The organism is Amycolatopsis sp. GA6-003, from assembly GCF_046267895.1.
Lineage (GTDB): Bacteria > Actinomycetota > Actinomycetes > Mycobacteriales > Pseudonocardiaceae > Amycolatopsis.
This window is the reverse complement of sequence record NZ_CP176499.1, coordinates 5,423,991-5,447,450: the sequence shown is the minus strand read 5'-3', so window position 1 is coordinate 5,447,450 and position 23,460 is coordinate 5,423,991. Positions and strand designations below refer to the sequence as shown.

Here is a 23,460-nt window from a genome sequence, read left to right as displayed (position 1 = left end):
CTATCAACAAGCGCGAGGAGCCATGGACGACAACGAGCAAGCATTGCCGGAACTAAAGGATTGGCCGACCAGATCCAACACCCTCGGCTTCCTGCCCGGCCGGAGTTCCGCACAAGTGGAAACTTTGCGCAAGGTGCTCGAGCAACTACCACTCGCCCCGTCCGATGAAATCGAGGTTACCTATACGCGAGCTGGTCATCGCCGCATCCCCTGCGAGAGGTTGATGATGTCCCAGCTGAGCCGAGGTTCGTTTGCTGCCGCGGAAACGACGGGCGCTGGCATCCGACACCGCCGCTCCTTCAATGGCTATCGACCGCGGACAATCTTTTCTTGGCACACCATATCCATGCAAACGTGAAGTTCTTTGGTGAACTTCTCGCTACCATCAACCGCGAGACACAAGTAGAGGACCTGCGCAAGTCCGCGAATGAGTTTGGCTTGCATTGGACGAGCTCGGACCAGATAAACCGGAGAGTATCTTGGCTGCAAAGCCTTGGCTTGCTTGAGCGTTGGAGAATTGGACACTGGCAGGTGACCGAACTCGGCGAACGCTTCCTCCGTGAAGCGACACTCTGCACCCCCGCTGAGGCCATGGGTATGAAGGCAGAGGCAGAAGCCGAAGCTCACACCCTCCCTGAGATCGATCCAGAACTGTCTTCACTATTAGCTCTGGACACAGTCGGACTGCGGGCCCGCAAGACCCTGATCGGATATATCCCGCGAGGGCAGAACAAGCCGGATATCGCCGAGGCGAGCACGAAGTCCGGCCTGATCGACTCGATCAGATTCTTCGTCGACATGGTCGACGAAGAATCTTCCACGGACGAATTATTTCAGCGAGCCATCCTGGCGCTCGGCCAAAAGAAGAGCTCCTTCACGCAAAGCATGCACACTTTTCGAAACATGGGGATGATCGACACCGTAGCACTGAATCGATACGGCCGCACCAGAGCCGCATACGCCTACCTCGAACCAGGCAACGAGGTCGGCCTGGTCAGGTACTTACACAGCCGATACCGGTTCATCGGCGAACTTCTTTCCGCGATTCACGAGACAACGACCGTTTCCGAGCTAGTTGGTATCGCGAAATCTCGGTACCAGTGCGCCAATATCGACAGTGCGGAAGTGCGAGCAAGGCTCAGCATCATGCTCGACGCCGGCCTGGTCAAGCGAATCGACTGGACTCGCTACCGCAGTACGGCCACCGGGAAAGCGCTGGCAGCGCAGCTTCCTCTGGAGACAGCCATCGAAAGCGACCTCGGCCTGGAACCCGAGTCGGACAACGGAAGCGGTGCCGAACACCACCACGATACGGACGAACTCCTCGGAATTACCCGCGACTTGCGCGCCTACTCAGGAGTTGCCGACGCGAGCACGGAGTTCGAGCGAACCGTCGCTAGAGCCTTCCACTACTTCGGCTTCCGCGCTGAACACATCGGCGGCAGCGGGAAGACTGATGTGCTGGTCAGTACCGAACTCGCGGCCTCGGAGATGTTCCGCGCCACCGTTGACGCCAAAGCCTCCAGCAGCGGGGTCATCAGCGACAACGCGATCAAGTTCGACGCGTTGAAGGACCACTTGCAGAAGCACGACGCCAAGTACGGGGCTGTCGTAGGACCCGGATTCACCAACCGGGTACAGGCCTGGGCGGAAAGCAACGGGTTCCGGCTGCTGACTGTCGAAGAGTTGATCGATCTCCTGACCCGGCACCATGACCACCCGGTGTCGGTCGTGGAACTTCGCCAGATTTTCGAGCAACCAGGGCAAGACCTCAGTGAACTCGCGGAACTCTACGACGCAGCCGAGAATCGGGCCGTGCTGCTCACCCGGTTGATCGACGCACTCTTCCAAGAAGGCAATGAGGAAGACCCGGTGGCGGATGGCTTCATGAGCTTGGAGAACCTGTACTACGTACTTCGGAAGGAGGTCGTACCTCGGCCGTCTCAAGGCACAGTCGAGGCCTGCCTGCAGTTTTTGACCACCAATCTGGTCCGAGCCGCGGAGCGAACCGGCGACAAATACAAACTGATCGACGCCCCGCGCAACATCGCACGGAGACTGCGTGGCCTGGGACTGGGGCTACCGTCGCTTTCGGCCGGGTAGCCGGGATAGCCGTATGTTCTCCTGCCCGAGCCGGCCCTGACGCGGATGGCGTAGTCACGCGGTCTGGCGACGGCGGGAAACCGCCAGCAGCCACAACAAGTACCCGCCACCCAAAGCGGCCGCGACCACGCCCACCGGCAGCAGTGAAGCGTCCAGCACCCGTTGGCCCACGAAGTCCGCCGCCAGCACCAGCACCGCGCCCATCGCCGCGGAGGCCAGCAGGTTCGGTCCCGGGCGGCGGGTCAGGCGGCGCGCGAGTTGCGGTGCGGCGAGGGCGACGAACGGGATCGGCCCGGCCGCGGCGGTCGCGGCGGCGGCCAGTGCGACCGCCGCCAACAGGACCACCGCACGCACTCGTGGCACGGCGACTCCGACCGCGACCGCCGCGTCGTCGCCCATTTCCAGCATTCGCAGTGCGGGCTGGTGCACGAAGAGGAACGGCGCGAGCACCAGAACAGCCACGCACAGCGGGATGAAATAATTCCAGTCGCGGCCCGCAAGATCGCCGGTCAGCCAGCCGACCGCCTGTGCCGCGGCCTCGAGTTTCGCTTGCACCAGCAGGTAACCGTTCACCCCGGCCAGCACCGCGCTCACCGCGATGCCCAGGAGCACCAAGCGGGAACTGAGCAGACCGTGCGGGGCACACAGCGCGGTGACCAGCAAAGCAGTGAGCAAACCGCCCGCGACGGCGCCGACCGAGACCAAGCCGGGGCCCGCGCCGAACAGCAGGATCATCATGATCCCTCCGGTCGCCGAGCCGGTGGTGAAGCCGATGATGTCCGGGCTGCCGAGCGGATTCCGGGTCACCGTCTGGAAAACCGTGCCCGCCAGCGCGAGCGCGATGCCGACGAAAATCGCCACCAACGCGCGCGGGAGGCGGCCCGTGACCACCAGGTACTGCGCCTTCGTGCCGGATCCGGCGAGCGTCTGCAGCACTTCGAGCGGCGACATCTCGTAATCGCCAGTGCCCACGGCGAGCACCAAAAGCACCGCCGCCACCAGCGTCAGCAGTCCGACGACCAGCCACGTCCTCATCGCCGCACCGCCTTCAGCCGCCGAGCCACGATCACGAAGGCGATGCCGCCGATCACGTCCGTCATCACGCCCACCTGGATTTCGCCGTTTCCGCCGAGCAGCCGGCCGAGGACGTCGCAACCGAGCAGCAGCACCGGCCCGAGCAGCGCGGACAACGGCAGCACCCACCGTTCGTCTTGGCCGACCAGCGCGCGCACGACGTGCGGAATCATCAACCCGACGAAGGCGATCGGCCCGCACGCCGCGGTCGCGGTCGCCGACAGCAGGCCGACCGCGATCATGCCGGCCGCGCGGGTCAGCGCCGGATTCGCGCCGAGGCCGCGTGCGCTGTCGTCGCCGAGCGCGACCGCGTTGAGCGGCCGCGCGAGCACTCCCGCGAGCACCAACGCGACCAAGAAGAACGGCAGCAGCCCGGCGAGGCTGCCGAGGCTCCGGTTCACCAGCGACCCGACGAGCCAGTACCGCATCTGGTCGAGGCTGTGCGTGTTGATCATCTGCATGCCCTGGTTGATCCCGACGAACACGGCCTGCACCGCGACGCCCGCGAGCACCAGCCGCAGCGGGCTCACCGAGCCGCCGATCACCGTGACCAGGACCGTTCCGGCCAGCGCGCCGAAGAAGGCGAACCACACCAGCTGCTGCGGCGATGTCACCGAAAACACCGCGCCGCCCAGAACGATCGCGACCGCCGCGCCGTGATTGATGCCGAGCAGGCCGGGGTCGGCGACCGGGTTGCGCGTGATCGCCTGCAGCAGCGCGCCAGCCAGCCCGAGCCCGACGCCGACGGCCAGCCCGAGCAGAGTCCGCGGCAGCCGGTCGTCGCGGATCACCACGTCCTCGAACGTGCCGCTGTAGGAGAACAACCCGTGCCAGACGCTGCCGAGCGGCAACCGGTTGGAGCCGAAGGCGATGGACAGCACCACCACCGCGACGAGGGCGACGAGCGCCGCGACCAGGACTGTCGCGCGGACGCCCCAGCGCCGGGATGTGACGCGCTCCCCAAGCAGGACCATGGCGTTCACCCTAAGGCAAGGCTAACCTCAGGCGGTACCTCACCCGATCCTCCGGAGTTCCGATGACCCTCTCCTCGGCGCGGCTGTCCCGCCGCGGTTTTCTCGCCGGCACCGCCGCCGCGGGCACGCTCGGCCTGCTGAGCGCCTGCGGGTACAAAGACGACCAGCCCGCGGCCGGCGGTGGCGCGACGTGGTCGTTCACCGACGACCGCGGCCGCAAGCTCAGCGGCGAGCGTCCACAACGGATCGTCGCACAGGTGACCGCCGCGGCCGCACTGTGGGACTTCGGCGTGAAATCGGTGGGCATCTTCGGCCCCTCGCGGCTGCCGGACGGCAAGACCGACCCGCAGGCCGGCGGCGTCGACCTGAACTCGGTGACCTCGCTCGGCAACGTGTGGAACGAGTTCAACTTCGACAAGTTCGTCTCGCTGAACCCGCAGCTGCTGGTCAGCGTGATGTACCTGAAGCAGCAGATGTGGTACGTGCCGGACACCTTGGCGGACAAGGTGGACAAGGCCGCGCCGAGTGTCGGCATCGGACTGCAGGACATCGCGATGCCGCAGGGGATCGCGAAGTTCGAGGCGCTGGCGAAGGCACTCGGCGCGAACGTCGCGACGCCGGAAATCCAGCAGGCGAAGGAAAAGTACGAGGCCGCGGACGCCAAGTTCGCCGAGGCGGTCAAGAAGACGGCCGGGCTCAAGGTCGTGCTGCTGTCCGCGCAGAAGGACACGGTCTACGTGGCCAACCCCGCGAAGTTCGCGACCTCGAAGCACTACCAGGAGAAGGGGATGCAGTTCGTCCTGCCGGAGAAGCCCGACGAGAGCCAGGGCGGCTACTACGAGCAGGTGAGCTGGGAGAACGTCGGCAAATACTCGGCCGACGTGATCATGTACGACTCGCGCGGCGGTTCGCTGTCGCTCGGCCCGGACGGGCTCGGCGGCGTCCCGACCTGGCAGCAGCTGCCCGCGGTGAAGGCGGGCAAGCTGATCCCGTGGAACAACGAGACGCCGTTCTCGTACCAGCGGTTCGCGGCGGAGCAGACCCGCGTGGCGGACGCGCTGGCCAAACTCTCGTGAGTGCCTATCCCGGTTAGAACCGCGATAGGCACTCACGAGGGAAGGTCAGCTGCGGGCGTGCGCGTCCAGCAGGTGCGCCACCGCTTCGGTGACCTGCTGGGCGTAGTCCAGGTTCAGCCACTCGTCCGGCACGTGAATGTTCGAATCCGCGCCGCACGCGCCGGTGACCAGGAACTGCGCCTGCGGGTACTTCTCGCCGAGCAGGCCCATGAACGGGATCGACCCGCCCATGCCCGCGGCGCGGTGCGGACGGCCGAACACCTCGTCGTCGACCCGGCGCAGCGCTTCGGTCAGCCACGCGGCTTCTTCCGGTGCGTTCCAGCCGTTCTCCGCCTGCTGGTCCTCGGCGATGGTGACCTTCGCGCCGTACGGGACATCCGTGGTCAGCGCCCGCTTGATCGCCGCGAGCGCGTCTTCCGCGACCGCCGTGGGCGGCAGCCGGAAGCTGAGCGTGAGCGTGGTGCTCTGCCGCAGCACGTTGCCCGCTTCGGCGGGCTTCGGAAGCCCTTCGCCGCCGATGACCGACAGCGTCGGCCGCCAGTAGTTGTTCAGCAGCAGCTCAAGCGCGTCCTCGGACACCGTCTTTCCGCCGCTCACCAACGGGAACGCGGTGCGCAGCGCCTCCGGGGCCACCTCCGCGACCGCCTCGATCTCGGCGCGGCGGCTGGCCGGCACCTCGACGTTCAGCTCGGACAGCTTGATCTCGCCGGTTTCCGCGTTCTCGATGCGCTCCAGCAGCTGCCGCAGCACGCGGAACGAGCTGGCGACGACCCCGCTGGCGAGGCCGGAGTGCTGCGCGGTGGCGAGCAGCTGGACGGTCACCGTCAGGTGCACCATGCCGCGCAGGCTGGTGGTGAGCCACAGCCGCTCGTAGTCCATGCCGCCCGCGTCGAGGCACACGACGAGGCTGACTTCGCCCAGCCGCGCGCTCAGGTGCTCCAGGTACGCGGGCAGGTCCGGGCTGCCGGATTCCTCGCCGGTTTCCAGCAGCAGCGCGATGCGCGCGTGCTCGCCGCCTGCCGCGTGCACCGCTTCCACCGCGGCGCTGGCCGCGTACCCGGAGTAGCCGTCGTCCACCGAACCGCGGCCGTACAGCCGCCCGTCGCGGATCACCGGCGTCCACGGGTCGAGGCCCTCGGACCAGCCGCCGACCGGGGGCTGCTTGTCGAGGTGGCCGTACATCAGGACGGTGCCCTTGTCCGTCGCGCCCGGGGTGGCCGGAATGTCGACGAACAGCAGCGGGGAACGGCCGTCCAGCTCGACGACCTCGATCCGCGCGCCGGGCAGGTCCCGGCCTTCGAGGTAGCTCTTGACGTGCTGGACGGCGGCGGCGAGATGCCCGGTCGACGCCCAGTCCGCGTCGAACGCCGGGGACAGCGCGGGGATCGCGATCAGACCGGACAGGCTCGGCGTGACGTCGTTGATCCACGTCGAGACCACGGATTCGCGTACGGATTTTTGCTCCACGGCGCCATCTTGCCACGGTGACCGACGTCACCGGAGCGACCGAACGTCGTGAGTGCTGATCCCGGTAAGAACCGCGATCAGCGCTCACGAGGGCAGGTGGGACCCCGGTTGAGTACCCGACCATCGCCTCTCCGATCCTCGGGCTTCCAAGCGTTTCCCCTGTTCAGCGAGGTTTTCTCAGCAACAAATCAGCAACTGCCGCTCTCCATCGGAGCAATTCTCGTGCCAGGATGTGGCCACGAACCGTCAACGCCGACGGTGACCGGGGTGCCTCGGACCCGAGGCGCCGGTCCCCGCCGGTGCAGTCGCTGTGGCCGCCACAAGCGGCCGTCAGAGGCGCCGACACCGAGGAGAACTGCTCATGCCGTCCGAACAGTGGACGCACCCGGAACCTGGAGACGGGCCGGCCGCCGTAGCGGCCCAGCCTTCCCCTGAACAGGTGATCGCCGGTTTGCGAGCGACAAGCGAAGGTGGCGCTGAGCTCACTCAGCTGCTCACCCCCGAGGGCCAGCGGGTCCCGTCCGAGCGGTTCGACCGCTACGTCGAGGACGTCGACGACGAAACGCTGAAGAACCTCTACCGCGACATGGTGCTGGTGCGCCGCGCGGACCGCGAGGCCAACGCGATGCAGCGCCAGGGGCAGCTGGGCATCTGGGTGCCGCTGCTGGGCCAGGAAGCCGCGCAGGTCGGGTCCGGTCGCGCGCTGCAGCCGCAGGACATGGCGTTCCCGAGCTACCGCGAGCACGGCGTCGCGTACACGCGCGGCATCGACATGCGCGACCTCATCGGGATTTTCCGGTGCACCGACCACAGCGGCTGGGACTACCAGGCCCACCGGTTCCACCCGTACACCATCGTGATCGGCAACCAGGTCCTCAACGCCGCTGGTTACGCGATGGGCCAGAAGTTCGAAGGCAAGGTCGGCGACGAGGGTGGCGAGGCCACCATCTGCTACTTCGGTGACGGCGCGACTTCGCAGGGCGACGTGCACGAAGGGTTCGTCTGGGCCGCGGTGTACGACGCGCCGCTGGTCTTCTTCTGCCAGAACAACCAGTGGGCGATTTCCGAGCCGACCGAACGCCAGTCGCGGCTGCCGCTCTACCAGCGCGCCCGCGGCTACGGTTTCCCCGGCATCCGCGTGGACGGCAACGACGTCCTCGCCTGCCTCGCCGTCACCCGGTGGGCGCTGGAGGAATGCCGGCACGGCAACGGCCCGGTGCTGATCGAGGCGTTCACCTACCGGATGGACGCGCACACCACCACCGACGACCCCACCCGCTACCGGCTTTCGGACGAGCTGGAGGAGTGGAAGCTCAAGGACCCGATCGAGCGCGTTCGGGCGTTCCTGGCCCGCAACGGGCACGCGGATCAGGCGTTCTTCGACAGCGTCCAGGCCGAGGCCGACCAGTTCGCCGCCGAGCTGCGCGACTACACGTTCAACATGCCGGAGCCGCCGCCGGAGCGGGTGTTTTCCCAGGTATACGCGGAACCTTCGCCGGTGCTGGAAGCGCAGCGCGAAGAGTATCTGTCCTATCTCGACGGTTTCGCCGCCGAAGAGTCGCTTGCGGGCTCGAGCATTCACAGTCGGGGTGAGCACTGATGACTGATCTGCAGAAGCTCACGATCGGCAAGGCGCTCAACCTCGGTCTCCGCCGTGCGATGGAAGAAGACCCGAAGGTCCTGATCATGGGGGAGGACGTCGGCAAGCTCGGCGGCGTTTTCCGGATCACCGACGGACTGCAGAAGGACTTCGGCGAGCAGCGCGTGCTGGACACGCCACTGGCCGAATCGGGCATCATCGGCACCGCGGTCGGCCTCGCCGTGCGCGGTTTCCGGCCGGTGTGCGAGATCCAGTTCGAAGGGTTCATTTTCCCCGGCTTCGACCAGATCTCCTCGCAGCTGGCGAAACTGCACTACCGCACGCAGGGCAAGGTCAAGATGCCCGTCGTGATCCGGGTGCCGTTCGGCGGCGGGATCGGCGCGGTCGAGCACCACTCGGAGTCGCCGGAATCGCTGTTCTCGCACATCGCCGGCCTCAAGGTGGTGTCGATTTCGAACGCCGTGGACGCGTACTGGGGCATCCAGGAGGCGATCCGTTCGGACGACCCGATCCTCTTCTTCGAGCCCAAGAAGCTGTACCACTCGGGCGCGTTGAAGATGGAGGTCGACACCTCGACCGCTCCGTCGCGGGTGTTCTCGTCGCAGCTCGTGCGCGAGGGCACGGACGCCACGGTGGTCGCGTACGGCCCGTCGGTGAAGGTGGCGCTCGAAGCCGCCACTGCCGCCGAGGCCGAGGGCAAGTCGCTGGAGGTCATCGACTTGCGCACGCTCTCGCCGCTCGACCTCGGACCGGTGTTCGAGTCGGTCCGCAAGACCGGACGGCTCATCGCGGTCAGCGAAGCGCCGTCGGAATCCTCGCTGACCTCGGAAATCGCCGCCCGGGTCCAGCAGGAATGCTTCTACTCCCTGGAGTCCCCTGTCCTGCGCGTGACCGGATTCGACACGCCGTACCCGCCCGCGAAGCTCGAGGAGCATTACCTCCCCGATCTCGACCGGGTGCTGCACGCTGTCGACCGATCTCTCGCCTGGTAAGGGGGTTCCTTCCGAAATGCCTGAGTACAAACAGTTCCCCTTGTCGGACACGGCGGAGGGGCTCACCGAAGCTGACATCCTCGCCTGGCGCGTGAAGCCGGGCGACACGGTGACGGTCAACCAGATCGTGGTCGAGGTCGAGACCGCGAAGGCCGCCGTCGAACTGCCGATCCCGTGGGCCGGGGTGGTCACCGAGCTGCACGTGGAACCGGGGCAGACGGTGGAGGTCGGGACGCCGATCCTGACCGTGGACGTGGATCCGGACGGGAAAGCCTCGCCCGCTCCCGCCGCTGCTCCCGCCGCGGAGTCCGCTCCGGCCGAGGAGGAGATGAAGCCGCTGGTCGGCTACGGCTCCAAGGCGGCCGGGACTACCCGGCGGGCGCGTAAAAGCGCGACCCCAGCACCGGCTCCCGTTGCGGCGGCACCGACCCCGGCGGCACCCGCCCCGGCCGCTCCCGCGCCGGTGGCCGAAACCCCGCGCGGCGGTTACGTCCCGCTGGCCAAACCGCCGGTTCGCAAGCTGGCCAAGGACCTCGGCGTCGACCTGCACTCGCTCACCGGCAGCGCGGACGGCGGCGTGATCACCCGCGAAGACGTGCACCGGGCAGCCAACGGATCCGCCGCGCCCGCCGGGACCCCTGTGTCCACTGTGGACTCCGGATACGACCCGGCCACCCGCGAGCGGCGCGTGCCGATCAAGGGCGTCCGCAAGGCGACCGCGGCCGCGATGGTGCAGAGCGCGTACACCGCTCCGCACGTCACGGAGTTCCTCACCGTCGACGTCACGCCGATGATGGAACTGCGCGAGAAGCTCAAGAAATCGCGTGAATTCAGCGGCGTGAAGCTCACTCCGCTGGCGTTCGCGGCGAAGGCGGTGTGCCTCGCGGCGAAGCGCACGCCGGACGTCAACGCGGTGTGGGACGAGGCCGCGCAGGAGATCGTCTACAAGGACTACGTGCACCTCGGCATCGCGGCGGCGACCCCGCGCGGTCTCGTGGTGCCGAAGATCCGGGACGCGGATTCCTTGTCGCTCAAGGAACTCGCGGTCGCGCTCACCGAGTTGACCGACGTCGCGCGCGAGGGCAAGACGACGCCGGCGGCGATGCTGGGCGGCACCTTCACGATCACCAACGTCGGCGTGTTCGGCGTTGACACCGGCACGCCGATCATCAACCCGGGCGAGTCGGCGATCCTGGCGGTCGGGGCGATCCGCGACACCCCGTGGGTGGTCGACGGCGAGATCAAGGTGCGCAAGGTGATGCAGCTGTCGCTGAGCTTCGACCACCGGGTGGTCGACGGGCAGCAGGGGTCGGAGTTCCTCGCCGACGTCGGCGCGCTGCTCGCCGATCCGGCGGTCGCGATCACGTACTGAGCCGAAGGGGCCGGGTGTGCTCGGCCCCTTCGTTGTATCCCATTGACGGAGTGAGTACTCACTCCGTACCGTGGAACGCATGGAGACGAGAAAACGAGCGCCCGGGATGGCGCCGGACGACCGGCGGCGGATGATCGTCCGCGCGGTGCTTCCGCTGGTCGTCGAGCACGGCCGAGGGGTCACGACCGCGCAGATCGCCCGCGCCGCCGGGATCGGCGAGGGCACCATCTTCCGGGTTTTCCAGGACAAGGACGAACTGTTCGACGCGTGTGTGGAAGCCGCGCTCGACCCGGCGGAGGCGCTGGAGATGATCGGGGAGATCCCGGCTGAGCTGCCGTTGGAGAAGCGGCTGGCGGAGGCCGCCGAGGCGATGAACGCGCATCTCCAGCGCATGGGCGCGGTGATGGCCGCGACGATGAAGGGACGGCCGCGTCCGGAGGAGGCGCGCAATCGCAAGTCCGTGACTGGCGACAGCCGGCGCGAGTCGATGGAGGCGATGCAGCGGGCGGTGCGCGAGCTGTTCGTTCCGGACGCCGCCCGGTTGCGGCTGCCGGTCGACAAAGCCGCCTCGCTGTTCTTGGCGCTGCTGTTCACGCAATCCCGCCCGATGCCGGGTGCCCCGACCACGGACGAGGTCATCGACGTCTTCCTGCACGGTTCGGTGCTGGCGTGATCCCGGGCGGTGGGGGCGGGATCGAGATGGCCCTCGGCCGCCGCGGTCGCCGCCGGATGGCGCAATCCGTGCCGGACAGCGGCCTCACCGGGCCGGTCGACATCCCGGAACCGGAGCAGCCGGAACAGCCGAAAGGCCTGCGTGCGCGGCTGTCCCGGATGCGCACCTCGGTGGCGGGCACGGTCCGCGGCCTGCCGAAAGTCGCGAGACTGACCTGGCAGGCCAGTCCGACGCTGACCATCGTGCTTGCGGTGATCACGCTGGCGTCCGGCCTGTTGCCGACGGTCACCGCGTACGTCGCGAAAATCCTGCTGGACTCGGTGGTCGCGGCGATCCAGCATCGCGGGTCGACCGCGGACATCGTGCGCATCACGGTGTTCCAGTTCGGCGTGCTGGTGGCGACCGCGATCAGCAGCGCGCTCACCACGATCGCGCAATCCCTGCTGCAGGAACGGATGACACTCGCCATCCGGCACCAGGTCATGCAGCACGCGAGCGATCTGCACCTGGCGTACTTCGAAGGCTCGACTTCGTACGACATGCTGCGCCAGGCCGCGCAGGAAGCGCCGACGCGTCCGTTGTCGATGATGACCTCGGCGTTAGGCCTGATCCGGACGCTGATCACCTTCGCCAGCATGATCGCCCTGCTGGTGTCGATCAGTCCGCTGCTCGCGCTGGTCGCGTTGCTGGCTCCGATCCCGGCGTTCATCTCGCAGTCGAAGTACGGCTCGCGGGCGTTCTGGCTCACGTTCATGATGTCGCCGATCAAACGGCGGATGGACTATCTGTCCTCTTTGGTCACGACGGACACGTATGCCAAGGAGACCAAGCTGTTCGGCCTCGGTCCGTACTTCGTGGACCGGTTCCGGAAGCTCGGCGTGGTGGCTTATGAACGGCAGCGGAAGCTGACGGTGAAACGGAATGTCAGCTCGACGTCGTGGGGTTTGCTGAGCACCCTGGTCGGCTCGGCGATCGCGTTGTACATCGCGCTGGAAGCGGTCGGCGGCCGGCTCACCCTCGGCGACCTGGCGTTGTACTCCGCCGCCGCGACGTCCGTGCAAAGCTCGGTGACCGGGCTGTTCGCCGCGTTTTCCGGGATGTACGAGAACAATCTCTACCTGGACACGTTGTACAAATTCCTCGACACCGAACCGGAAATCACCGCTCCGGCGAAACCGCGGCCGCTTCCGTCCACTGTAGACGGACACATCCAGTTCGAATCGGTGAGCTTCAGTTACCCGGGCGCGGACGAACCGGCGCTGCACGGGGTGAGCTTCGAGATCCGGCCGGGCGAAACCGTCGCCGTGGTGGGGCGCAACGGTGCGGGCAAGTCGACGCTGTTCAAGCTGCTGTGCCGGCTGTACGACCCGACGGCAGGCCGGATCCTGCTCGACGGCGTGGACATCCGCGAGTACGACCCGGTCGACCTGCGCACCAAGATCAGCGCGATGTTCCAGGATTACGTGACCTACCAAGGCACCGCGGCGGAGAACATCGGCCTCGGCGACCTCAACCGGCTGACCGACCGCGAGCACATCGAGGACTCCGCCCGCCGGGCCGGAGCCGACGAGCGCATCGCCCGGCTGCCCACCGGGTACGACAGCCCGCTCGGCCGGTGGTTCGACCAGGGCGTGTCGCTGTCCGGCGGGGAATGGCAGAAAATCGCGCTGGCCAGGGCCTTCCAGCGGGAGGCCCCGATCCTGATCCTGGACGAGCCGACGTCGGCACTGGACGCGCAAGCCGAGCACGACCTGTTCGACCGGCTGCACACGTTGTCGCGCGGGCGGACCACGCTGTACATCTCGCACCGGTTCTCGACGGTCCGCCAAGCCGAGCGCATTCTGCTGCTGGACCACGGAAAGGTCGCGGAATACGGCACGCATGAGGAGCTGATGGCGGCCGGCGGCGGGTACGCGGAACTGTTCACGCTGCAAGCGGAGGCGTACCTGAAGTGACTATCTTGAGGTGATCAGCCGAGGGGGGTTTCGTGCTCATCACCACTCAAGACCTGGGGGTCACCGCGGGCGAGACAGCGCTGTTCAGCGGTCTCGACCTGGCCGTCGACGCCGGCGAATGCCTGGTCGTCCGCGGTGCCAACGGGGCGGGCAAATCGACCTTGCTGCGGTGTCTCTACGGGAACCAGCAGCCCACGTCCGGTTCCGTGTCCGTCTGCGGCGGACCGCCGGACGAGCGGTCCGCCGCTTTCCGTCGCCGGGTTTCCGTCCTTTTCGACGATTCGGCACTCTTCGACGAACTCACGCCGCGCCAGCATCTCGATCTGCTGCGCAATTCCTTCGGCGGGGAACTGGCCGAGGGCCCGGTTCCGGCTCCCGATGTTCCCGCGGCGGAACTGTCCGCCGGACAACGACGGCGGCTCCTGCTGCACGCTGCGGTCGCGCGTCCGCACGAGGTGCTGCTGCTGGACGAACCGGAACGCGCGCTCGACGCCGAGGGCCGGGCCTGGCTGTCCACGCTGGTCGCGACCAGCACGGGACGCGGCGCGGCGGTCGTGGTGGCAAGCCATCACCCGCCGCTCGCGGACGAGGTCGCGGATTACGTGGTGGACCTGTGAAACGCCCGGACCTGGTCCTCGCGCTGATCATCGCGGCCGGCCTGCTGGGATCGCCGTTCTACAACACCGAACTGGTGCGCAGCCAGCTGATCGGCGGCGCACCGGTGGGCACGCTGGGCAGCGTGCTCGTGCTGTGCACCGGCCTCGCGCTGGCCTGGCGGGCGACGCTGCGGCGCGGGTACCTCTGGGCCCATCCGGCCACGCTGACCTGGGATGATTTCGACGGCCAGCGCCCTGCCGCGCTGACCCGGCGGCTGGTCCTGGACTGGGCCGCCCGGTTCGGCGTGGCGGCTTATTTTTTCGCGGTGTCCGGGATGCTCATCGGTTTCCCCAGCTCGCTAGCCGGCCCTCTTGCGCTTTTCGCGGCCGTCGCCGCACTGGCGCTGACGATGGGCCACCGACGTCCGTTCCCCGGCGAATCCCTTGCCCCGCTTACCCTCGCACTGGCGCTGGTCATTCCACTGTGGACCTACGCGCTGGTCGCCGGTCTCGCGGCGATCGCCCTGGCCTGGTCTTCTCCGCTGCCTCGGACGGTTTCCCGAGACACGTTGATCCGGCACTACACCGAACGCATGGTGCGCCGGACGTCCGCCGCCTTCCTGGACGTCTGGGCACTGCTCCCGGCCGGCCGCCCAGTGCCGTGGCGAAACGCGCTGGCCGGCCGCTTCATCGTCACCCGCTATGTAGTGACGGGGACTCTCGCCCGCCGGTACACGCTCGGCCTGCCGGTCTTCCTGGCACTCGCCGTGCTCGCGACGCACGCGACGTTCCCCGCCGTGACGTCAGTGTGGCTGCTGGGCGTCGGCGGTTATCTGGCGCTGCTCCCGTTCACCGCGCCGGTCGCGCAGCTGCATCGAGTGCCCGGACTGCGCCGCTGGCTGGACGCGTCGAACTTGCGGCTGCATGCCGTGACCTGCGCTTTCCTGTGCCTGCTAGCCCTGCTCTGGGCGGGTGTGGTCCTGCTGCTGGGGATCCCGGCGTCGCTGAGCGCAGTGGTAGCCGTGCTGCTCGCCGCACTCGCGGCTGTCCGCTCGGTGACGCGCGGCCCGCTGGATTTCAGCTCGATGGGGATGGTGCTGTACGAGGGAGTCCTGATCCCAGCTGGCCTGGTGCGGCAGCTTGTCCGAGGCCCGGACCTGCTGGTGCTGGGGTTGATCGCAGCGAGCTTTGTCCCGCTCTGATCGTCGGCTCCTCCGCCAGGGAAGTAGCCAGCCGTGTGCCTGCGGACCCTCTGACCTGGCCTTTTTCCCGATCGGGAGCAAAACCCGCCACTCGATCGTTGAATGGATATGGCTGTCGTGTTCCTGCTCTACGTCATCGCTGAAGTCGCCGCCATCTGGGCGGTCGGCTCGGTCGTCGGTGTGCTCGGCACGATCGGCCTGCTGATCGCGGGCGCGTTCGTGGGCTCGTGGCTGGCCCGCCGGGAGGGCGGCAAGGCGATGCGCGCGTTCCTGGCCACCGCGCAGTCCGGGCGCAATCCGGAGAAAGAGCTGACCGACGGCATGCTCGTCGCGCTCGGCGGGGTGCTGATCATGGTTCCCGGCTTCGTCAGCGACGTGCTCGGCCTGTTTCTCCTGCTGCCGCCGACGCGCTCGATCGCCCGGCGGTTTTGGCTGCGTCGCGCGGAGAAGCGCGCCATCCGGTACGCCAACCAGCGCCGCGGTCCGGTGATGGTGGTGGACAGCGAGGTCGTCGCGGAGGAGCCGCGGCCGACGAATCATCCGGTGATCGAAGGCCGGATCGTCGAAGGCTGAGCCTTTGCCACAATGACTCCCGTGGAGCGGCTGGAAACGACTTCCGCGGTGAGCGCCCGCATGAGCAGGCAGAAGTCCCGCAATACCTCGATCGAAATGGCGCTGCGCAAGATCCTGCACGCCGCCGGGTACCGCTACCGAGTCCACCGCCGTCCGGTGAAAGGCGTCCGCCGCGAGGCTGACCTGGTGTTCGGCCCGGCGCGAGTGGCGGTTTTCGTCGACGGCTGCTTCTGGCACGGCTGCCCCGAACACGGCACCTGGCCGAAGAACAATGCCGATTATTGGCGGACCAAGATCGAAACCAACCGCCGCCGGGACGCGAATACCGACGCGCTGCTGCTCGAAGCGGGCTGGCTGTCCGTGCGCATCTGGGAACACGAGGCGAGCGAGGTCGCCGCGTCGCGGGTGATCGAGACCGTGAAGGAACGCCGGCCCCATTAATGTTGGCGCCATGCCTCTACCGGGTCAGCCCACCGCCGCGGAATTTTTCGCCGGTATCGGTCTCGTGCGCCTAGGCCTCGAACCGGCCGGCTTCGACGTCGCGTGGTCCAACGACATCGAACCGGCGAAGCAGGCCATGTACGAGGCGCACTTCAACGACCAAGGCACGCACGAGTACGTACTGGGCGATGTCGCCGCCCTGCGCGGCTCCGACCTGCCCACTGGCCTCAGCCTGGCCTGGGCATCCTTCCCCTGCACCGACCTTTCGCTGGCCGGCTGGCGGCGCGGCCTGGCGGGCTCGCACTCGTCGACGTTCTGGGAATTCACCCGCATCCTCGACGAACTGGGCCAGGACCGGCCGCCGGTAGTGGCGCTGGAAAACGTCGTCGGCCTGGCCACCAGCCATGGCGGCGACGACCTTCGCGCGGCGATCCGCGAACTCAACCGCCTCGGCTACTCCGCCGATGTGCTGACCCTGGACGCCCGGCGGTTCGTCCCGCAGTCACGGCCGCGGTTGTTCATTGTCGGCGCGCAAAACCCGCCCGCGGACTCGCCCGCGCCGTCCCCGCTGCGCCCCGCATGGCTCACGCTGGACCCGTCCTTGCGGACACATCGCGCCCCCCTGCCCGCCCCGCCGCCGCTGCTGGTCACCGGCCTGTCCGCGGCCGTCGAACGCCTCCCCGCCGACGACGAGCGGTGGTGGACTGTGCCACGCGCTGAGGCGTTTATCGGGTCGCTCTCGCCGCTCCAACTGGAACGGCTGACGCAGCTACAGGCGGGAAAGAAGCTGGTCTACCGGACGGCCTACCGGCGCACCCGAAACGGAAAGCCAGTGTGGGAAGTCCGGCCAGACGACATCTCGGGCTGCCTGCGCACCGCGCGCGGCGGGTCGTCTAAGCAGGCCGTAGTGCAAGCGGGCCGGGGCAGCGTGCGGGTCCGCTGGATGACGCCCCGCGAGTACGCCCGGCTGATGGGCGCGGGGAAATACTCGCTGGACGGACTGCGAAACAACCAGGCCCTGTTCGGCTTCGGGGACGCGGTGTGCGTGCCGGTGGTGCGGTGGCTGTCGGAGAATTACCTGATGCCGTTGGCGCGTGGGGAGATGAGCCTCGAGGCCGCGGGCTAGCGATCAGCCGCAGCCACTCTTTCGTGCATCTTGGCGGCGCGCCGAGTGCTCGGATCAGGGACTTTGCCGAGCCTTCGCACTACTGTCGAACACGTGTTCCAGCTAGCTCATCGCATCAGTGACCGCGGCCACTGCCTCCGGCAGCGGAACGTGTTCCCAGATGCGCACCACGTTCCATCCGGCTTCGCGCAACGCGCCGGTCACCAGCTCGTCCCTGGCCATATTGCGTTGCAGCTTGGGCGTCCAGTACCACTCGTTGCTCGTCGGCTGCCGGCCGTGCTCGGGACACACATGCCAGAAGCAGCCGTCTACGAAGACGGCGATCTTTCGCGCCGTAAAGACAATGTCCGGCCGCACCCGGACGCCTCCGTCGAGCACCAGAGGAAGGTCTTTCCGGTAGCGGTAACCAAGCCGATGCAGTTCTTTGCGGAGCGTTACCTCAGGCTTGGTGTCAGTACGGCGGTTGGCGCGCATGTTCCTCGAGCGGCCCTCGCTGGCAGGGGCGGGGTAGAGCCCCTTGGCATGCGCTTCGTCCCGAGCCTCGCGGCCTGCCATCGGCACCCCTTCTCGCAGGCTTCAAGCTATGAGGAAAGATACCGTTCCGCGCCCAAGCATCTCGCGCGAGCCTTGAGGAGGTTACTGTGAGTGAGGCCTTCGAGGTCATCGAGATCTGCGCTGGTGCCGGCGGCCAGGCATTAGGCCTGAAGAAGGCTGGCTTCACTCACCGTCTCGCGATCGAGCTTGACCCCAACGCGTGCGCGACACTGAGAGCCAACTTCGAGGGCGAGGAGCACATCGTCCGAGAGGGCGACGTCGCCGATCCCGGGACGTGGATACCGGAACATCACCGGCCGGACAACGATGCGGGGTTGCCGGAACTCGCGCTCCTGGCAGGCGGGGTTCCGTGCCCTCCATTCACCATCGCCGGCAAGCAGCTGGGCGCGAACGACGAGCGTGATCTGTTCGCATGGGCCGTGGAGCAAGTCAACGTCATCAAGCCGCGCGCCGTGATGCTTGAGAACGTCCGCGGTCTGAGCATGCCCCGCTTCGCCGGCTACCGCCAGCATGTAATGGACCAGCTCGTGAGCTTTGGTTACGTTGCCGAGTGGCGCCTCCTGCACGCAGCCGGGTTCGGCGTGCCGCAGCTCCGGCCACGTTTTGTGCTTGTCGCGCTCCAGAAGGAGTATGCGGACCACTTCTCCTGGCCGGAAGAGTCCGAGCGTGAGGTCACCGTCGCGGAAGCCATCGGAGACCTGATGGGCAAGCACAAGTGGGAAGGCCTCGAAGACTGGAAGAAGAAGGCCAGCAAGATCGCCCCTACCATCGTCGGCGGCTCGAAGAAACACGGCGGCGCGGATCTCGGACCGACTCGCGCGAAGCGCGCATGGGCCGAACTCGGCGTGGATGCGATGGGCCTCGCTGACGACGCACCGAAACCGGGCGATAAATTCGAGGGGAAGCCTGGGCCCAAGCTGACCAACGAGATGGTGGCTCGCATTCAAGGCTGGGCAGATGAGTTCGGCGACTGGAAATTCATCGGCCGGAAGACCTCGAACTACCGGCAGATCGGCAACGCGTTCCCGCCACCCATGGCATTCGCCGTCGGGAAAGCAATCATGAAGGCGCTGCAGAAGGAGGGCAAAGTCAGCGACCGGCAGATAAACCAGGAACACGATCCGGTTTATCGCGCCCTCCGAGACACCGATAAATTCGTTACGGCGGAGGACCTTAAGAAGGAAGCCGGGCTTCAGCTGGATATCCCAGAACTGGAGAAACGAATCAGCCTGATCAACCAGGACTTTGACGTGGAGATCAAAGAGGGTCCCAAGGGCGTCGAGTACAAGCTCGGTGCCTTCAAGGCGTTCGTGGGCCAGGATGACCACGTCCGGCACGAGGCTTTCCAGAAGAACCGGACCAAGATCAGCTGACCCGGACGCCTGAGCTGCCGTCAGACTCGCGGCAACTCAGGAGCAGGATTCGTGAGCTGCTCGTCAGGGGAAGCGACGACCCAGTACTCGCCTTCCAGCTCCACAGAAGGCCCTAGGTCGCTCGCAGTCCTCGGTCGCAGCCGCACGCTGACGAACTCGCCTTCGCCCGGCTCAGCGATATTCAAGGTCTTCGCGACGTTAACGTGGTTGACGTAGTCGCCAAGGATGACGAAGCCTTCTCTTTTCAGAATGGAACGCGCCCCACCGTTTCCCCGAACGCGCTTCATATAGTCAGCCTGCATGGCGACTGTGGCGACGACGTTACGCGACACTCGTCTGCCCGCAGCTACGCGAAACAACGAATTGACCCGCTGCTGCCCGGACTTTGCCGCGAAGACTTCCTTGATTTCTTTCTCGCTAAGACGCAACAGCAAGTTTTCTTGCAGTGGAGCATCACGGAAAAGCCAGCGAATCTGACCCTTACCGTAGACGTTGAGGGAGCGTTTACCATCCCGGTTTTCGCGGATCCGCAGATACTCCCGCCTGGCTCGCACCAGACCTACACACCACCGGGACGCCTCGTCGCTGGCCCACACCACCATCAGCAGATGATCATTAGCTTCCGGGGGAATCATCCAGGCACCGTTCTGCTGCGAGAATTTGCAGTCGACGTCGACGCCGCCAATCGCGTAGTCCATCGATGCGCCGCCGGCGAACTCGAACTCGCGCTGAATGTTGATCTCGATCAGCGTGCCGGCATGCGTCTTCTCGGTCTTGTGCAACTGATCCCAGCGATAACGGCCAGTGTTCTGGCCGTCGAGCAGCATGTCGATGCTCCGGCGGATGGCCTTCGCGAATCGCCGCCCGTCCGGGTCGGCCTTGCGGAGGATCGCAGCGACCTCTTCAAGCTGGGGATCCGGATCCTGACGGGCGGGCTCGTTCCACAACTCTGCTTGACCGGCCTGCTCGTCGTCCGCCATGCGAACGACACTAGTTCGCTCCGCGGCTCGCTCGCACCGATTTCCCGAAAGTCCCGGCCTCAGTTCTGGCGTGCCGCGATGTGCAGCATCAGCGCCTCGACGTCCGCTGAATCCATGCCCGCCACCGCTGCTGGCTCATCATCCGGGTCACCGAGTTGCTGAACAGCGGAGTCGTCGAGGATCCGGCCCATGAAGTCAAGCTTCTCGTTGAGCCGCATCGCGACGACCTCGTCGATCGTTTCGCGAGCGGTGAGGATGGTGACGTTGGTTTCCGCATCCGGCGCGAGACCGAGGCGATGAATCCGGTCCAAGCTCTGCAGAAAGCGCCCCGCTTGGAAGTCGCGGTCGACATAAACCGCGTCGTGGCAGACCTGGTGCAAGCTGATTCCCTCGCCGAGCGTTGCCGGGTTGGAGATCAGCACCTGGCACGCCGGATCAGTCCGGAACCGATCAATCTGCTCCTGCCGTTCCGGTGTGCCACCGTGCACCACTGCGGGGGAGAAGTCAGCGAGCAAGCTCTCCAAGGTGGTGATACTGCGTACGAAGCTGGCCCAGACCAGGGTCTTCCGTCCTTGGGCCGCGTTGCCCGCCACGATCGCGAGTGCTTCCTGGTACTTCGGCGGTATCTCGTACTCGCCCAATGAACCAAGCAGCTCGTAGAGCGGGTTTTCGGGAGGCACCTCCAGTGGAGGAACCTGCAAGGATATCGGCTCGTAGCGAGAAGCCCCTTGCGAGAGCAGGGCGGGGCTGGTCGCAGCCATGATCATACGAAGAACAGTCCTGCCCAACGAGTCGAAGTCAGATCGGCTCCGTTCCGCGCGCGCAGATGCGAATTGCCCCAGAAGCGCGTCGTAGATCTCCCGATGCAGAGGAGGCATGTCGACCGTGCGAACCCGGAGACTGACGGGCGGCAGACCCAGCTCTTGTTTCGTCGTACGGGCATACATCGGCTTCAGCACGCGGCTGGCGTAGTCCAGGTTGCCGCCCTCAACGGCCTGGCTCACCACCCGTCGGCCACGGCCTGGCCAGACGAAAGCGAGCAAGCTCTCCAGGTCGCGAGCACCGTTAGGGGCCGGCGTCCCGGTCAAGATCAGCCGTGCCTTGCTCAACGGGGCGAGCGACATGCAAGCCATGCCATAGACGCCGGCCGTGCCCAGCTTCATCCGATGAGCCTCGTCGAGAATCACCAGTGCGGGACCCGCATTCAGCCAGTCTGCCAAGGTTTCAAGCGAACGGCCAAGCCTCTCGTAGTTGACGATCAGCAAGTCCGCGGCGCGGAAACCAGCTCGCCCCAGGAATTTCACGGTAAAGCCGTCTCCGAAACACTCCTGGCTCTCGTCAACCCACGCTTCGTACGCGGACTTCGGGCTGACCACCAGGACGCGGTCGACCTTCCGTTGTTCCCGCAAAGCCGAAAACACCGCGAGCGCGACGCGGGTCTTGCCGGCACCGGGAACGCTGAAGTTCGCGCCGTGTCCCAGAGAGAGAAGCTTGGCGATGTCGCGGCGCTGGAACTCCGTGAGGTCCGCCGTCCACCCAGAGCCGAGGATCCCCGGGACATCCTCCGCGGAGACCTGGTTGCTGCCCAGATCTCCGGCGAGGATCTCCTCTGACCGTTCCGCGTCTTGGAGCAGGGCCAGAGCCCGGGTGCGAAAATTCTCTTCCCAAACGACGGTAGCGGGTTCAGGCCAGTTCGCCAGCTCTTCGAGCCCAGCCAGAAACTCGTCAATCGGTACCTGGGCCGCCAGGCGGTCCACCATCCGGCCGCCTGGAAACCGTGCCATCAAGCTAGCAAGCGATTCCCGGTAGGGCGGTTGCGCACGGAGTTCCGCACGCGTTCTTGTCTGGTCAAAGGCCAGCACCAGGCTGGGCGACGATTCAGCCACTCAGGAACCAGACTCGAGCATCACGTGGCGCAGCCAATCGACGCCCTCGCCAGGGTCATTGACCGTGCGCGTTCCTTCAACCGCCAGCCGGCGAAGGACCTTTTTCAGCTTCAGCAGCGCGTCGTTGAACGCTTCTTCATCGAGCGATCGGTCGGCACGCGACATCACCAGGTCTGTCACGCACTGCTGGAGCTGGTCGGTCGCGGCGGTGACCCGATCCGATACTTTTCGTTTCTTCTTCGTCAGTGTCTGGTCGCTGCCGGCCAGCTTGATCGCGTTCTCCACCAAACTGCGAACCTCTGTCCAAGAGTCAGGAGTTCCGTCGGCGGTAGCCGACTTCTCAGCCACCGCGCGAAGCACCTTGTCAGTGAACGCTCTGGCCGTAGCGGCTTGGCTGGACCCCGCCTTCACCGACCTGCCCAATCCAGGGATGGCAACTTCGGCTGACTCGGTCTCGGGGATGAATCCGTCCGGCAGCCGGGGAGAGAGGTAGCGATCCAGGAAGTCTGGCTCGATGAACCGGACATCTGTCTTGGAAAAGTCCAGCGCGATCGCGGCGAGACGTACTTCCTTCAGGATTTCAGCATCGTCCGGCTTGACGGCTTTGACCTTCTGATAGGTACGTGCCAGCTCCCGCATCTTCTCCTGGTCGCGCTCGAACTCGATGAGCGGAATGCGCCGCCCGTCGGCCTCGCTGCGCTCGATCATCGACTTGATCGCGGAGAAGACCCACAAGTCCTGCTCGCACGCCGGCACTGTACTGCGGAAAGTCTGCGCGATAGCTGGCATCGGGACGCCCTGGCTGACCAGCTCGTCGATAGCCAGCAACCTGTTGATGTACGAGTAATCGCGCCGATGTTCCTTCCGCAGCTGGAGAGAGAGCTCGACATCTCGCACATCGGACCAGTCGCAGGACGCCGGCAGCACCGCTACCCGCATCGTCGCTTCAGGACCGTGAAGCTCCATCAGCGCAGCACGGCGAGTATTCCCATTGACGAGCACACCATCAACGGTCGTCAGCCCCGGCTCGGTCTGCTTGTACTCCCGGAGGCTCTCCTTCAGCTCCGTGAACGCCGGATCGATCTGCGTCGGGTCCGCCGACAAACTCTTCAGAAGCTTGTCGAGGTACTGCTGGCTTTCGACAGACCAGGGATCTTCGTCCACCAGTGCGTCAAGCCGCGGATCGTGGCTGCGCTGTGCACGGACCCGGTGGGTCGCCGGGTTGTAGTAGAGGTCCCCGATTTTCACCTCGACGACATCGAGGTGGACCTGCTTGCCACGCCAGTCGACGGTCTGAGTTTCCCGTGGCCCGGTTGCGTCAGCAACCTCCTTGAGCCGCCGCTCGATGAGGTTCCGGATCTCGTCAGCTCGGGGCGGTTGCCCATAGTCTTTGATCATTACCACTCCTGCGCTGGCCACGGGCTTCCCGATAGAAACGATAT

21 protein-coding genes are annotated in these 23,460 nt (G+C 66.3%); 14 read left to right on the top strand and 7 right to left on the bottom strand.

What is annotated here, in order from left to right; genetic code table 11:
- Window positions 1–22 precede the first annotated feature (22 nt).
- Window positions 23–358: a hypothetical protein gene (locus F9C12_RS24505; protein ID WP_409461964.1), complete on the top strand. Its 336-nt coding sequence runs from the start codon at window positions 23–25 to the stop codon at window positions 356–358.
- On the top strand, window positions 355–2,103 hold the full coding sequence (locus F9C12_RS24500) for a hypothetical protein (RefSeq protein ID WP_409461963.1): 1,749 nt from the start codon (window positions 355–357) through the stop codon (window positions 2,101–2,103). Before F9C12_RS24505 ends, F9C12_RS24500 begins: the two co-directional genes overlap by 4 nt.
- Window positions 2,104–2,157: 54 nt before the next feature.
- On the opposite strand, the gene F9C12_RS24495 is transcribed toward F9C12_RS24500, so the two are convergent.
- Window positions 2,158–3,138: a FecCD family ABC transporter permease gene (locus F9C12_RS24495; RefSeq protein WP_409184179.1), complete on the bottom strand. Its 981-nt coding sequence runs from the start codon at window positions 3,136–3,138 to the stop codon at window positions 2,158–2,160.
- Entirely contained in the window at window positions 3,135–4,151 is a 1,017-nt protein-coding gene (locus tag F9C12_RS24490; protein ID WP_409461962.1) for a FecCD family ABC transporter permease, read from the bottom strand. The genes F9C12_RS24495 and F9C12_RS24490 overlap by 4 nt, the downstream gene beginning before the upstream one ends.
- A 62-nt stretch (window positions 4,152–4,213) precedes the next feature.
- Between F9C12_RS24490 and F9C12_RS24485 the strand changes: the two genes are divergently transcribed.
- A complete protein-coding gene (locus F9C12_RS24485) occupies window positions 4,214–5,227 on the top strand; it encodes an ABC transporter substrate-binding protein (RefSeq protein ID WP_409461961.1) in 1,014 nt (337 codons plus the stop codon).
- A 45-nt stretch (window positions 5,228–5,272) separates the two neighbouring features.
- Here F9C12_RS24485 and F9C12_RS24480 read toward each other — a convergent pair whose 3' ends face one another.
- Window positions 5,273–6,694, bottom strand: coding sequence for a M20/M25/M40 family metallo-hydrolase (locus F9C12_RS24480; RefSeq protein WP_409461960.1), 1,422 nt, complete (start codon window positions 6,692–6,694; stop codon window positions 5,273–5,275).
- A gap of 361 nt (window positions 6,695–7,055) precedes the next feature.
- Between F9C12_RS24480 and pdhA the strand changes: the two genes are divergently transcribed.
- The 10 genes from pdhA to F9C12_RS24430 all read left to right on the top strand — a co-directional run bounded on the left by pdhA (window position 7,056) and on the right by F9C12_RS24430 (window position 17,224).
- A complete protein-coding gene (gene pdhA / locus F9C12_RS24475; protein WP_409461959.1) occupies window positions 7,056–8,294 on the top strand; it encodes a pyruvate dehydrogenase (acetyl-transferring) E1 component subunit alpha in 1,239 nt (412 codons plus the stop codon).
- Entirely contained in the window at window positions 8,294–9,286 is a 993-nt protein-coding gene (locus F9C12_RS24470; RefSeq protein WP_409184174.1) for an alpha-ketoacid dehydrogenase subunit beta, read from the top strand. Before pdhA ends, F9C12_RS24470 begins: the two co-directional genes overlap by 1 nt.
- A 16-nt stretch (window positions 9,287–9,302) precedes the next feature.
- On the top strand, window positions 9,303–10,658 hold the full coding sequence (locus F9C12_RS24465; RefSeq protein ID WP_409461958.1) for a dihydrolipoamide acetyltransferase family protein: 1,356 nt from the start codon (window positions 9,303–9,305) through the stop codon (window positions 10,656–10,658).
- A 106-nt stretch (window positions 10,659–10,764) separates the two neighbouring features.
- Complete coding sequence (locus F9C12_RS24460) at window positions 10,765–11,331, top strand: TetR/AcrR family transcriptional regulator (RefSeq protein WP_409186838.1); 567 nt, start codon at window positions 10,765–10,767, stop codon at window positions 11,329–11,331.
- A 20-nt stretch (window positions 11,332–11,351) separates the two neighbouring features.
- Entirely contained in the window at window positions 11,352–13,286 is a 1,935-nt protein-coding gene (locus tag F9C12_RS24455; protein WP_409467064.1) for an ABC transporter ATP-binding protein, read from the top strand.
- A gap of 32 nt (window positions 13,287–13,318) precedes the next feature.
- On the top strand, window positions 13,319–13,903 hold the full coding sequence (locus tag F9C12_RS24450; RefSeq protein WP_409461957.1) for an ATP-binding cassette domain-containing protein: 585 nt from the start codon (window positions 13,319–13,321) through the stop codon (window positions 13,901–13,903).
- The gene (locus F9C12_RS24445; protein ID WP_409461956.1) at window positions 13,900–15,084 is read left to right on the top strand and encodes a hypothetical protein; all 1,185 of its coding nucleotides are present in this window, start codon (window positions 13,900–13,902) and stop codon (window positions 15,082–15,084) included. Before F9C12_RS24450 ends, F9C12_RS24445 begins: the two co-directional genes overlap by 4 nt.
- Before the next feature lie 108 nt (window positions 15,085–15,192).
- Entirely contained in the window at window positions 15,193–15,657 is a 465-nt protein-coding gene (locus tag F9C12_RS24440) for an FxsA family protein (RefSeq protein ID WP_409184170.1), read from the top strand.
- A 12-nt stretch (window positions 15,658–15,669) separates the two neighbouring features.
- Window positions 15,670–16,098, top strand: coding sequence for a very short patch repair endonuclease (locus tag F9C12_RS24435; protein ID WP_409184169.1), 429 nt, complete (start codon window positions 15,670–15,672; stop codon window positions 16,096–16,098).
- Window positions 16,099–16,108: 10 nt separating this feature from the next.
- Window positions 16,109–17,224: a DNA cytosine methyltransferase gene (locus F9C12_RS24430; RefSeq protein WP_409461955.1), complete on the top strand. Its 1,116-nt coding sequence runs from the start codon at window positions 16,109–16,111 to the stop codon at window positions 17,222–17,224.
- Between the two features lie 102 nt (window positions 17,225–17,326).
- Here F9C12_RS24430 and F9C12_RS24425 read toward each other — a convergent pair whose 3' ends face one another.
- Entirely contained in the window at window positions 17,327–17,779 is a 453-nt protein-coding gene (locus tag F9C12_RS24425) for a very short patch repair endonuclease (RefSeq protein ID WP_409184167.1), read from the bottom strand.
- Window positions 17,780–17,865: 86 nt separating this feature from the next.
- Here F9C12_RS24425 and F9C12_RS24420 point away from each other — a divergent pair, with 86 nt between their 5' ends.
- On the top strand, window positions 17,866–19,152 hold the full coding sequence (locus tag F9C12_RS24420; protein WP_409184166.1) for a DNA cytosine methyltransferase: 1,287 nt from the start codon (window positions 17,866–17,868) through the stop codon (window positions 19,150–19,152).
- Between the two features lie 20 nt (window positions 19,153–19,172).
- Here F9C12_RS24420 and F9C12_RS24415 read toward each other — a convergent pair whose 3' ends face one another.
- From F9C12_RS24415 to F9C12_RS24405, 3 genes are read right to left on the bottom strand one after another with little or no spacing between them, the layout of a single operon-like run.
- Window positions 19,173–20,132 (bottom strand): NaeI family type II restriction endonuclease, encoded by a 960-nt coding sequence (locus F9C12_RS24415; protein ID WP_409184165.1) that lies wholly within the window; start codon window positions 20,130–20,132, stop codon window positions 19,173–19,175.
- Window positions 20,133–20,191: 59 nt separating this feature from the next.
- Window positions 20,192–22,018, bottom strand: a complete 1,827-nt coding sequence (locus F9C12_RS24410; protein WP_409184164.1) for a DEAD/DEAH box helicase — start codon at window positions 22,016–22,018, stop codon at window positions 20,192–20,194.
- Window positions 22,019–23,416 (bottom strand): transcriptional regulator, encoded by a 1,398-nt coding sequence (locus tag F9C12_RS24405; protein WP_409184163.1) that lies wholly within the window; start codon window positions 23,414–23,416, stop codon window positions 22,019–22,021. It lies immediately after the preceding gene.
- Between the last annotated feature and the right edge of the window lie 44 nt (window positions 23,417–23,460).